This is a genomic window from Mesorhizobium sp. PUT5 (assembly GCF_052216645.1).
Taxonomy (GTDB): Bacteria; Pseudomonadota; Alphaproteobacteria; order Rhizobiales; family Rhizobiaceae; genus Mesorhizobium.
Window position 1 is genome coordinate 3,100,326 of sequence record NZ_JBQOSO010000003.1, and the last position, 12,192, is coordinate 3,112,517.

Here is a 12,192-nt window from a genome sequence, read left to right on the forward strand (position 1 = left end):
CAGGGTGACCACATGAAAACGCCCCGCCATTTGCGGGCGGGGCGTTTTGGGGACAGATCAGCGCGTCAGCCGCTTGTAGGTCATGCGGTGCGGGGTCAGGGCATCGGGCCCGAGGCGGCGCACCTTGTCCTTCTCGTAGTCCTCAAAGTTGCCTTCGAACCACTCGACATGGCTGTCGCCCTCGAAGGCCAGGATGTGCGTCGCCAGCCGGTCGAGGAACATGCGGTCGTGGGAGATGATGACGGCGCAGCCGGCATAGCTTTCCAGCGCGTCCTCAAGGGCCGCCAGCGTCTCGGTGTCGAGGTCGTTGGTCGGCTCGTCGAGCAGCAGCACGTTGCCGCCGGTGCGCAGCATCTTGGCCAGATGCACGCGGTTGCGCTGGCCGCCGGAGAGGTTGCCCACCTTCTGCTGCTGGTCGCCGCCGCGGAAATTGAAGGACGAGCAATAGGCGCGCGTGTTGGCCTCGAACTTGCCGAGCTTGACCACTTCGGCGCCGCCGGAAATCTCTTCCCACACGGTCTTGTTCGGGTCGAGCGCATCGCGGCTCTGGTCGACATAGCCGAGCTTGACGGTCTCACCGACACGGATCGAGCCGGAATCGGGCTTCTCCTGGCCGGTGATCATCTTGAACAGCGTGGTCTTGCCGGCACCGTTCGGGCCGATGACGCCGACGATGCCGCCGGGCGGCAGCTTGAACGACAGATCCTCGATCAGCAGTTCGTCGCCGAACCCCTTGGAAAGGCCCTCCACCTCGATGACGACGTTGCCGAGGCGCTCGCCATGCGGGATGACGATCTGCGTGTCGGTCGGCCGGCGCGCATCGGCGGCAGCCAGCAGGTCCTCGAACGCCTTGATACGCGCCTTGGACTTGGTCTGGCGGGCCTTGGGGCTGGACTGGATCCACTCGCGTTCGCGGCCGATGGCGCGCTGGCGAGCGTCGTCCTCGCGGCCTTCCTGCTTGAGGCGCTTGGCCTTGGCTTCCAGATAGGCGGTGTAGTTGCCCTCGTAGGGAATGCCGCGGCCGCGGTCCAGCTCGAGAATCCAGCCGGTGACGTTGTCGAGGAAGTAGCGGTCGTGGGTGATCAGCAGCACGGCGCCCTTGTAGGCGCGCAGATGCTTTTCCAGCCACGCCGTGGTCTCGGCGTCGAGATGGTTGGTCGGCTCGTCGAGCAGAAGCAGGTCCGGTTCCTCAAGCAGCAGGCGGCACAGCGCCACGCGGCGGCGCTCGCCGCCCGACAGGTTGGTCACGTCGGCATCCCTGGGCGGGCAGGCCAGCGCGTCCATGGCCATTTCCACCTGCTGCTCCAGGTCCCACAGGTTCAGCCGGTCCATTTCGTCCTGCAGATGCGCAGACTCTTCCGCCGTCTCGTCGGAATAGTTCATCATCAGCTCGTTGTAACGCTCGATGATGGCCGTCTTCTTCTTCACGCCGTCCATGACGTTCTCGAACACGGTCTTGTCCGGATCGAGATGCGGCTCCTGTGCGAGGTAGCCCACGGTCGCGCCCTCGGCCAGCCAGGCCTCGCCGGTATATTCCTTGTCGAACCCGGCCATGATCTTGAGGATCGTCGACTTGCCGGCGCCGTTGGGGCCGAGGATGCCGATCTTGGCGTCGGGGTAGAAGGACAGGTGGACGTTTTCGAGAACTTTCTTGGTCCCAAAGGCCTTGGACAGCCCGGACATGTGATAGATGAATTGGCGTGCCACGCGCGCATTCCCTGGATATTGGATGAAATGGAGGTCGCCGGCTATGTAGGCGATGGCCGTCGAAACGGCAACTCCCCGATACAGATCCGGGCCCAGTGACGACCGCCCGGCCCTGCCTGCTTGACCATGGCGGCTACGGCGGCTCACATGCGCGCGGAAGGGGAAAAGAAGACCCATGCCGTTCGACCGCCGCATCCGCCTCGCCTCGCCGACCGGGGCGACGCTCAACCTCTGCTCGCGACGGGCGCAGGGTAAGGCGCGCGCCGTCGTGCAGGTCAATCACGGCCTGGCGGAACATGCGGGCCGCTATGCCCGCTTCGCCGATTTTCTGGCCGCGCGCGGCTTCCACACCTACGCCCACGACCATCGCGGCCATGGCGCCACCACCGCGCCGGACGCCCCGCCCGGCCGTTTCGCCGATGAGGCCGGCGCTGAAAAGGTGGTGGCCGACGTGGCGGCCGTGCATGAGTTGATCGCGCGGGAGCATCCCGGCCTGCCGGTCATCCTGTTCGGCCATTCCATGGGCGGACTGATCGCCCTGAACTTTCTGTTCGACCATTGCGAGCGCGTGCAGGCGGCGGCGGTCTGGAACGCGAATTTTTCCGCCGGCCTCGCCGGCCGCGCCGCGCTTGCCGTTCTCGCCTGGGAGAAATTCCGGCTGGGCTCCGACGTGCCGTCGCAGCTTCTGCCGAAACTCACCTTCCAGGCATGGGGCCGTGCGGTGCCCGGCCACCGCACGCCTTTCGACTGGCTGTCGCGCGACGAGGCGGAGGTGGCAGACTACCTCGCCGACCCGCTCTGCGGCTGGAACGCCTCGGTATCCATGTGGCGCGACATATTCGCCCTGATCTTGCGCGGCGCCGACGATGCCAGTTTCTCACGCCTCCGCCGCGACCTGCCGCTGCTGCTGGTGGGCGGGGGGAAGGACCCCGCGACCGATGGCGGCAAGGCGGTGCAACAGCTTGCGGCACGCATGCGCCGGATGGGCTTTTCGAATCTGGTTTCAAACATTTACGCCGACACCCGCCACGAAAGCCTGAACGAGGTGAATCGAAACATCATCATGGCGGATTTCGCGTCGTGGGCGGACGAGGTCGTTCGCTAGGCTCAGGACCTGCTCCACCGGCACCTTTGCGCTGGCCCAGCGCAAGGACCGTGACATCGCCCGCGCGGATTGCTAGAGCCTCACCACCCGTTGGCTCGATCCGGTGAGACGCTCATGACCCAACCTCCCCTCAAAGGCGTGCGCGTCATCGAGCTTGCCCGCATCCTCGCCGGCCCCTGGGCCGGACAGATGCTCGCCGATCTCGGCGCCGACGTCATCAAGGTGGAAAACCCGCAAGGCGGCGACGACACCCGCAAATGGGGTCCGCCCTTCGTGACCGGGCAAGACGGCGAGAACCTGTCGGCCGCCTATTATCACTCCTGCAACCGCGGCAAGCGTTCCGTCGCCATCGACTTCTCGACGCCCGAAGGCGCCGAAACCGTGCGCAGGCTGGCAGCCGGCGCCGACGTGCTGATCGAGAACTTCAAGCTCGGCGGGCTGAAGAAATACGGCCTCGACTATGAGAGCCTGCGCGAGATCAACCCAAGGCTCATCTACTGTTCCATCACCGGCTTCGGCCAGACCGGCCCCTACGCGCCGCGCGCCGGCTACGACTTCATCGTGCAGGGCATGTCGGGCCTGATGTCGATCACGGGACCGGCCGGCGGCGAGCCGCAGAAGGTGGGGGTTGCCGTCACCGACATCTTCACCGGCCTCTATTCGGTCATCGCCATACAGGCGGCGCTTCGCCATGCCGAAGCGACCGGGGAAGGCCAGCACATCGACATGGCGCTGTTCGACGCGCAGGTTTCGGTGCTCGCCAACCAGAACCTGAACTACCTCGTCTCCGGCGTGCCGCCGGTGCAGATGGGCAATGCCCACCCCAACATCGCGCCCTACGAGGTGCTGCCGGTGAAGGACGGGCATTTTATCCTTGCCGTGGGCAATGACGGCCAGTTCCGCAAGTTGTGCGCCGCGATCGGTCTCGACGCGCTTGCCGACGATCCGCTCTACGCCACCAACGCCGCGCGCGTGGCCAACCGCGTGACGCTGCGCGAGAAGATCGTGGCGGCCCTTGCCGCCTTCGAGCGCCAGCCGCTGCTGGCCGCGCTGGAGGCAGCCCATGTGCCGGCAAGTCCCATCAACGACATCGGCCAGATGTTCGCCGACCCGCAGGTCGTGGCGCGCGGCATGCGCATGGACCTCGACGACGGCCGCGGCAACCGCCTGCCCTCGGTGCGCGCGCCCATGGTGATGTCGGCCACGCCGCTGGCCTACGACCGCCCTTCGCCGCGCCTGGGAGAGCATACGGCCGAAATCCTTGCCGAACTCGAACAGACGAAATGATCTGCGCACGACGCACAGCACCCCCACCCCTTACCCCTCCCCACAAGGGGGAGGGGAAGCTTCCGCATGCCAAGTCCCCCTCCCCCTTGCGGGGAGGGGTAAGGGGTGGGGGTAACCACTCATCAAAGGGGAATAACACTCCATGACAAAAACGGGCGGACAACTGATCGTCGAGGCATTGGAAGCGAACGGCGTCGACCGCGTGTTCTGCGTGCCGGGTGAATCCTATCTCGCCGTGCTCGACGCGCTGCACGATTCCGAAATCCGCACCATCGTCTGCCGCCAGGAAGGCGGCGCGGCCATGATGGCCGACTGCCAGGGCCGCCTCACCGGCAGGCCGGGCATCTGCTTCGTCACGCGCGGTCCCGGCGCCACCAACGCCTCGGCCGGCGTGCATATCGCCATGCAGGATTCCATTCCGATGATCCTGTTCATCGGCCAGATCGCCAGCCACGCGAAATATCGCGAGGCCTTCCAGGAGGTGAACTACCAGGCCTTCTTCGGCGACATCGCCAAATGGGTGGTGGAGATCGAGGACGCCGCGCGCATCCCGGAACTCGTCACCCGCGCCTTCGCCGTGGCCACCTCCGGCCGCCCCGGCCCGGTGGTGATCTCCTTGCCGGAGGACATGCTGGTCTCCGAGGTCGAGGCGCCGGCGGCGCTGGCCTTCACGCCCGTCGAGACCCGGCCCGGCGAGCCCGAACTGGACGAACTGGAACGGCTTCTGGCCGGCGCGCAGCGCCCCTTCGTCATCCTCGGCGGCACGCGCTGGAACGCCGAGGCGGTGGCCCAGATGCAGCAGATCGCCGAAGCGTGGGCGCTGCCGGTCGGCGTCTCCTTCCGCCGCCAGATGCTGTTCGACCACCTGCACGACAATTACGCCGGCGATGTCGGCATCGGGCTGAACCCGAAGCTCGCCGCCCGCATCAAGCAGGCGGACCTGGTCCTGCTGGTCGGCGGCCGCTTCGGCGAGATGCCGTCGTCCGACTACACGCTGCTGAAGAGCCCCTACCCCGACCAGAAGCTGGTGCATGTCCACGCCGACGCCAACGAGCTTGGCCGCGTCTATCGGCCGACGCTTGCCATCAACGCCTCGCCCGCCGCCTTTGCCGAAGCATTTTCGCGGCGAAAGGGACCGGCCTCGCCAGGCTGGGCCGGCGAGACGAAACAGGCACACGCCGACTATCTCGCCTGGTCGACGCCGCCGAAGACAGGCCCCGGCGCGGTCCAGATGGGCCCGATCATGGAGTATCTGGAAAGCGTGCTGCCGCAAGACGCCGTCATCTGCAACGGCGCCGGCAATTTCGCCACCTGGATGCACCGCTTCCACCGCTTCCGCCGCTACGACACGCAGGCCGCGCCGACCTCCGGCTCCATGGGCTACGGCATGCCGGCGGGCGTCGGCGCCAAGAGCGTGTTTCCGGACCGCGAGGTGATCGTATGGGCCGGCGACGGCGATTTCCTGATGCACGGCCAGGAATTCGCCACCGCCGTGCAATACGACCTGCCGGTGATCGTCGTCATCCTCAACAACGGCATCTACGGCACCATCCGCATGCACCAGGAGCGCGAATATCCCGGCCGCATCTCCGGCACGGACCTCAAGAACCCGGATTTCGCGGCACTTGCCCGCGCCTATGGCGGCCATGGCGAGACGGTGGAAAAGACCGCCGACTTCGCCCCGGCCTTCGAGCGCGCGCGCAAGAGCGGCAAGCCGGCCATCGTCGAGATCCGGCTGGACCCCGAGGCCATCACCCCGGCCAGGACGCTGAGCGACATCCGCGAGGGGCGGTAACGGCGGCGGCCGCCTCGTTTCCTCACAGCCGGCCTGCTTCTTCCAACGTCGAGGCATGGCTGGCAGCCGGCGGTGAAAGGTTCGCCGGAGCGGCTTGAATAAAATCCGAGGGCGCCTCCGGCCGGAAGCGCCCCCGATGGATCGGATCGATCCGAATTGCCGCCCTACTTGATCGCCTTGTCGGTGATGGCGGTGGTGTAGGCGCCGGACGGCTCCTTGGAGATGATCTTCTGGTCGAGCAGCGCCTTGGCGGTGCGCTCGTAGGCCGCCGGAATGAGCTTGCCGTCGGCGTTGTCGATCAGCTTGGCCACCTCCTTCATCATGAACTTCTGGTGGTTCTCGTCCTGGCCGCCATTGTCCACGACGATCTCGGCCGCCTCGTCAGTGTTCTCGGTGGCGTATTTCCAGCCCTTCATCGAGGCGCGCACGAAGCGCACCATCTTGTCCTCGAAGGCCGGGTCCTTGAGCTTGTCCTCCAGCGTATAGAGCCCGTCCTCCAGCAGGTCGTTGCCCATGGCGGTGTAGTTGAAGACGATCAGGTCCTCCGGCTTGTAGCCGGCATCGAGCACCTGGCCGTATTCGTTGTAGGTCATGACCGAAATGCAGTCGGCCTGCTTCTGGATCAGCGGCTGCACGTCGAAGCTCTGCTTCAGCACCGTCACCCCGTCCGGGCCGCCCTCGGTCGAAAGGCCGATCTTGTGCATCCAGGCGTAGAACGGATATTCGTTGCCGAAGAACCAGACGCCGAGCGTATGGCCTTTGAAGTCGGCTTCCGTCTTGATCGGGCCGTCCTTCGGGCACACCAGTTCCATGCCGGCCTTCTTGTAGGGCTGGGCGATGTTGACCAGGTTCACGCCCTTGTCGCGCGCGGCCAGCGCGGCCGCCATCCAGGTCACGATCACGTCGGCGCCGCCGCCGGCGATCACCTGCTCGGGCGCGATGTCCGGGCCGCCGGGCTTGATGTCGACGTCGAGCCCTTCTTCCTCGTAGAAGCCCTTGTCCTTGGCCACGTAATAGCCGGCGAACTGCGCCTGCGTGACCCATTTGAGCTGCAGCGTCACCTTGTCGGCGGCAATCGCCTGGAAGGCGGTCAGCGACATCGCCGTCGCCAGCATCGGAACGATCAGTCTTTTCATTTGGTTACCCTCTGAAGTTAGCCGTTGAACCTTGTTGCTCGAATCCCGTCTTCCAAACTGCCCTTGCCGCCCGCACCTCCCCTGCCTCACCCGCCCCGCATCGATGGATGCCAGAACGTGGCCGCCCGCTCGACCAGCGCGACCACGCCATAGAAAACCGAACCCGCAAGCGCCGCAACCGCGATTTCGGCCCACACCATGTCGATGTTCATGCGGCCGACCTCGGTGGAGATGCGGAAGCCCATGCCCACCACCGGCGTGCCGAAGAATTCGGCCACGATCGCGCCGATCAGCGCCAGCGTGGAGTTGATCTTCAGCGCGTTGAAGATGAACGGCCCCGCCGCCGGCAGCCTCAGCTTGGTCAGGGTCTGCCAGTAGCCGGCGGCATAGGTGCGCATCAGGTCGCGCTCCATGTGGCCGGAGGCTGCAAGCCCGGCCACCGTGTTCACCAGCATGGGAAAGAAGGTCATGATGATGACGACCGCCGCCTTGGAATGCCAGTCGAAGCCGAACCACATGACCATGATCGGCGCCACGCCGATGATCGGCAGCGCCGACACCATGTTGCCGATGGGCAGCAGTCCGCGCCGCAGGAAGGGCACGCGGTCGGCCAGTATGGCGACGGCGAAGCCCGCCCCGCAGCCCAGCGCGTAGCCGACAAGCACGGCGCGGAAGATGGTCTGGTTGACGTCGGCCGCCAGGATCGGCAGCGAATTCGCGATGCGCACCGCCACCGCGCTGGGCGGCGGCAGCAGCACGAACGGAATGCCGGCCCCGCGCGTGATCGCTTCCCACAGGATCAGGATCCACACGCCGAAGATCGTCGGTATGGCGAGCCGCAGCGCCGTCGCAGCCGCCCTGCCGGCCGGCCTGATGCCCGAAAGCACGGCCGCGCAGCGCCAGCCGAGCAGCCAGGCGGCCGCCAGCGCGAGATAATAGGGCGCGCGCGCCGTGCCCTCGAAACCGGCGATGCCGGCGATCAGCAGCCAGGCTGCGCCATGCGCGGCCACGAAAAGCGCCGCCGCTTCCGCCCAGGCCGGCAGCCGCGTCACCGAAGCCAGGGCTCCCGCGGCAAGCAGGCCGAGAATGAGATAATGCGTCGCCGCATAGGGCGGGGCGGCACCGGCGGCCGTTTCCGGCGCCGCCATGGCCCCGAGCCCGGCCGCGACGACGCAGGCTACGAGCGCCAGCGCGGCCTGCCAGGAAGGGTGCAGCCGGTTCATGCCGGCCTCCCGCCCATGGCGCGCTCCACGATGCGGCCGGCCAGCCCCACCGCCGCCACCAGAAGCGCAGCCACCACCGAGCCCGCCACCAGCACCGCCCAGATGTCGATGGTCTGGCTGTAATAGGCGCCTGCGAGCAGCTTGGCGCCGATGCCGGCCACCGCGCCCGTCGGCAGTTCGCCCACGATGGCGCCGACAAGGCTGGCCGCCACGGCCACCTTCATGGACGCGAACAGGAACGGTATGGAAGCCGGCACGCGAAGCTTCCAGAAAATCTGGGCGCGGCCGGCGTTGTAGGTGTGCATCAGGTCGAGATGCATGAGTTCGGGCGAGCGCAGCCCCTTCACCATGCCGACCGCCACGGGGAAGAAGGACAGGTAGGTCGAGATAAGCGCCTTGGGGATCAGCCCGGTGATGCCCACCGCCGCCAGCACCACGATGATCATCGGCGCGATCGCCAGGATGGGAATGGTCTGCGAAGCGATGATCCACGGCATCAGGCTGCGGTCCAGCGTGGTGACGTGCACGATGCCGACGGCGATCAGGATGCCCAGCGCAGTGCCGAAGGCGAAGCCCAGCAGCGTCGACGACAGGGTGACCCAGGAGTTGTAGACGAGGCTGCGATTGCTGTTCACCTTGCGCAGGAAGGTGTTCTCGAAAAAGTTCTGCGCCACCTGATGCGGCGCCGGCAGCGTCGGCTTGGGCTGCGACAGCGTCCTGCCGATGAACTCCACCACCCCCGGCGCCTCCCCGGCCCGCCTGTCCATATCACGCTGGAACGGTGCGTTGAGGAGAACGGCAAAGACGTACCAGACCACCACCAGCCCTGCCAGCAGCGTGGCGACGGGACCTATCTTGGCGCGCAAGGGGTCCATGTCAGGCACTGCCTTGTTGGGTGGGGTTAGAGGTGGGGGTGCCGTGCTTGACTGCCACCACGCCAAGTTCACGCAAGATCTCTTCGATGCAGCCTTCGAAACTATCTGAAAGTTCACCGGTGTTGAAACGAAGCACTCGGTACCCTTGCTCCGCAAGCCAGCCGTCGCGCTTTCGATCTCGCAACAGCCTTTCCGGTTCAAAATGATGCTGGCCGTCTACTTCGATGACAAGCCGATGCGCATGGATGACGAAATCGGCGACATAAGCCCCAATGGGGGCCTGCCTGCGAACGTGTATCCCATACCAGCGACGAAACTCCTTGAGTTCGGCCCAGAGCTTGCGCTCTCCATCGGTCATGTCCCGCCGCAATGCCCGTGCGCGGGAGATTGCCGCTGAATCGATGGCTGTTGGCATAAACAATACCCCCACCCCTAGCCCCTCCCCACAAGGGGGAGGGGAACGCCAGCGCCACCGTGTCCCCCTCCCCCTTGTGGGGAGGGGTTAGAGGTGGGGGTGGCCCGAAGACCGGCAAGCGGAGCCGGACAGTCCCCCTCTCCGGTTTGCTTCGCAACCCCCCTCTCCCCGTCGGGGAGAGGAGCAATCTCCGGCCGGCCCTCAATCGTCATAGGAGTGCCCTGCCCTGAGGCCGTCGCGCACGCGCGCGGCGATGGCCAGGAATTCCGGCGTCTCGCGGATGTCGAGCGGGCGCTCCTTCGGCAGCGTGGATTCGATCACGTCGGTGACGCGGCCCGGCCGCGGCGACATCACCACGATGCGGGTGGAAAGATACACCGCTTCGGGAATGGAATGGGTGACGAAGCAGATCGTCTTGTTGGTCCGCGCCCACAATTGCAGGAGCTGCCCGTTGAGATGGTCGCGCACGATCTCGTCGAGCGCGCCGAACGGCTCGTCCATCAGCAGAAGGTCGGCGTCGAAGGCCAGCGCCCGGGCAATGGAGGCGCGCTGCTGCATGCCGCCGGAAAGCTGCCAGGGATATTTCTTCTCGAAGCCGGTGAGGTTGACCAGGTCGAGCGTGCGCTTGATGCGCGCGGCCTGCTCGGCCCTGGGCAGGCCGATCACCTCCAGCGGCAGCGCCACGTTGCGCTCGATCGTGCGCCAGGGGAAAAGTGCGGCCGCCTGGAACACGTAGCCGTAGGCGCGGGCCTCGCGCGCCTGCTCGGGCGTCATGCCGTTGACCGAGATGCTGCCCGAGGTCGGCTTCTCCAGATCGGCGATGACGCGCAAAAGCGTGGTCTTGCCGCAGCCGGAAGGGCCGATGAAGGACACGAACTCGCCCTTGCCGATGGTGAGGTCGACATCCGCCAGCGCCCGCACCGGGCCGTCATTGGTCTGGAAGGTGAGGCCGAGCTTGGTTGCCGCCACGACGTCCGGGGCGGAAGCCGCGGCTGCCGGCCCCCGTTCCTGCTGCTTCTGTCCTGCTGGCTTGTGGCTGGCGATGGTTGTCATGACCGGGATCTTCCCGCCCCGCTGCGCAGAAAAGTTTTTGCCGCCAAGCTCACACCCCCGTCGCCGGAATGCCGGTGCGCTCGACCTTGCGCGGAGCGGTGATCTCCTTCCAGGTCGACAGCGCCCGGTTGACCGCCTGGTACGGCTCGCGCGCCACGAACTCGCCATGGCCGGGCCTGGTCCTGACCTCCGATTCCTCGATCACCAGCTCGCCGCGCGAGAAGACGAAGCGCGGCAGGCCGGTCACCTCCATGCCCTCGAAGACGTTGTAGTCGATCACCGATTGCTGGCCCTTGGCCGAGATGGTCTTCTTCCGCTTCGGGTCCCACACCACGATGTCGGCATCGGCGCCGTCCACGATGGCGCCCTTCCTGGGATACATGTTGAGGATCTTGGCGATGTTGGTGGAGGTCACCGCCACGAACTCGTTCGGCGTCAGCCGGCCGGTGGCGACGCCCTTCGTCCACAGCACCGGCAGCCGGTCCTCCAGACCGCCGGTTCCGTTGGGGATCTTGGTGAAGTCGCCGACGCCGAAGCGCTTCTGCTTGGTGGTGAAGGCGCAATGGTCGGTCGCCACCACCTGCAGCGAGCCGGCCTGCAGCCCGGCCCACAGCGAATCCTGGTGCAGCCTGTTGCGGAAGGGCGGGCTCATCACCCGGCGCGCGGCGTGGTCCCAGTCCTTGTCGAAATATTCGCTCTCGTCGAGCGTGAGATGCTGCACCAGCGGCTCGCCATAGACGCGCATGCCCTTCTGCCTGGCCCGGCGGATCGCCTCGTGGCTCTGCTCGCACGAGACGTGCACGACATAGAGCGGCACGCCGGCCATGTCGGCGATCATGATGGCGCGGTTGGTGGCCTCGCCCTCCACCTCCGGCGGGCGCGAATAGGCGTGGCCCTCGGGCCCGTTGTTGCCTTCGGCCAGCAGCTTCTGGGAAAGGGATGCCACCACGTCGCCGTTCTCGGCATGCACCAGCGGCAGCGCGCCAAGGGCTGCGCAGCGCTGGAAGGAGGCGAACATCTCGTCGTCGTCCACCATGAGCGCGCCCTTGTAGGCCATGAAGTGCTTGAAGGAGGGGATGCCCTTGTCCACCACCTGCGCCATCTCGTCGAACACCTGCTTGCCCCACCAGGTGATGGCCATGTGGAAGGAGTAGTCGCAAGCCGCCCTGGAGGTCTTGTTGTCCCACATCTGCAGGGCCTCCAGCAGCGATTGCTGCGGCGCCGGCAGGCAGAAGTCGACCACCATCGTGGTGCCGCCGGCAAGTGCGGCGCGCGTGCCGGACTCGAAATCGTCGGCCGAATAGGTGCCCATGAAGGGCATTTCCAGATGGGTATGCGGGTCGATGCCGCCCGGCATGACATAGCAGCCGGTGGCGTCGAACTCGTGGTCGGCATGCAAATCGTGCCCGATGGCGACGATCCTGCCATGCTGCATCAGCACGTCCGCCTTGTAGCTGCGGTCGGCGGTGACGACGGTGCCGTTCCTGATGACCTTGGACATTCCAGTTCCCCTTGTCCTTGCCCCGCGCTTCTTTTGAGCGTCGTCGGCCAGCCCATCCTAGTCTATTGCACGATTTCTCCCGTCTCGATCACATT

10 protein-coding genes are annotated in these 12,192 nt (G+C 66.2%); 3 read left to right on the forward strand and 7 right to left on the reverse strand.

Features of this window, described 5'->3' with window-relative positions; translation table 11 throughout:
* Positions 1-57 precede the first annotated feature (57 nt).
* A complete protein-coding gene (ettA, locus tag ACTDI4_RS16650) occupies positions 58-1,707 on the reverse strand; it encodes an energy-dependent translational throttle protein EttA (protein WP_442842200.1) in 1,650 nt (549 codons plus the stop codon).
* Between the two features lie 175 nt (positions 1,708-1,882).
* Here ettA and ACTDI4_RS16655 point away from each other — a divergent pair, with 175 nt between their 5' ends.
* The 3 genes from ACTDI4_RS16655 to ACTDI4_RS16665 all read left to right on the forward strand — a co-directional run bounded on the left by ACTDI4_RS16655 (position 1,883) and on the right by ACTDI4_RS16665 (position 5,894).
* The gene (locus tag ACTDI4_RS16655) at positions 1,883-2,812 is read left to right on the forward strand and encodes an alpha/beta fold hydrolase (RefSeq protein WP_442842201.1); all 930 of its coding nucleotides are present in this window, start codon (positions 1,883-1,885) and stop codon (positions 2,810-2,812) included.
* Between the two features lie 114 nt (positions 2,813-2,926).
* Positions 2,927-4,099, forward strand: coding sequence for a CaiB/BaiF CoA transferase family protein (locus ACTDI4_RS16660; RefSeq protein WP_442842202.1), 1,173 nt, complete (start codon positions 2,927-2,929; stop codon positions 4,097-4,099).
* A 142-nt stretch (positions 4,100-4,241) separates the two neighbouring features.
* Complete coding sequence (locus ACTDI4_RS16665; RefSeq protein ID WP_442842203.1) at positions 4,242-5,894, forward strand: thiamine pyrophosphate-binding protein; 1,653 nt, start codon at positions 4,242-4,244, stop codon at positions 5,892-5,894.
* A 164-nt stretch (positions 5,895-6,058) separates the two neighbouring features.
* Here the strand turns inward: ACTDI4_RS16665 and ACTDI4_RS16670 are convergent, their stop codons facing one another.
* The 6 genes from ACTDI4_RS16670 to hydA all read right to left on the reverse strand — a co-directional run bounded on the left by ACTDI4_RS16670 (position 6,059) and on the right by hydA (position 12,097).
* The gene (locus ACTDI4_RS16670; RefSeq protein WP_442842204.1) at positions 6,059-7,030 is read right to left on the reverse strand and encodes an ABC transporter substrate-binding protein; all 972 of its coding nucleotides are present in this window, start codon (positions 7,028-7,030) and stop codon (positions 6,059-6,061) included.
* 86 nt (positions 7,031-7,116) lie between these two features.
* The gene (locus ACTDI4_RS16675; protein WP_442842205.1) at positions 7,117-8,253 is read right to left on the reverse strand and encodes an ABC transporter permease; all 1,137 of its coding nucleotides are present in this window, start codon (positions 8,251-8,253) and stop codon (positions 7,117-7,119) included.
* Positions 8,250-9,128: an ABC transporter permease gene (locus ACTDI4_RS16680; protein ID WP_442842206.1), complete on the reverse strand. Its 879-nt coding sequence runs from the start codon at positions 9,126-9,128 to the stop codon at positions 8,250-8,252. Before ACTDI4_RS16680 ends, ACTDI4_RS16675 begins: the two co-directional genes overlap by 4 nt.
* A gap of 1 nt (position 9,129) precedes the next feature.
* Positions 9,130-9,543 carry an endonuclease domain-containing protein gene (locus ACTDI4_RS16685; protein ID WP_442842207.1) on the reverse strand — a complete coding sequence of 138 codons (414 nt, stop codon included), beginning with the start codon at positions 9,541-9,543 and terminating at the stop codon, positions 9,130-9,132.
* 201 nt (positions 9,544-9,744) lie between these two features.
* A complete protein-coding gene (locus ACTDI4_RS16690; RefSeq protein ID WP_442842208.1) occupies positions 9,745-10,596 on the reverse strand; it encodes an ABC transporter ATP-binding protein in 852 nt (283 codons plus the stop codon).
* Positions 10,597-10,645: 49 nt separating this feature from the next.
* Positions 10,646-12,097, reverse strand: coding sequence for a dihydropyrimidinase (hydA, locus tag ACTDI4_RS16695; protein WP_442842209.1), 1,452 nt, complete (start codon positions 12,095-12,097; stop codon positions 10,646-10,648).
* Positions 12,098-12,192: the final 95 nt, after the last annotated feature.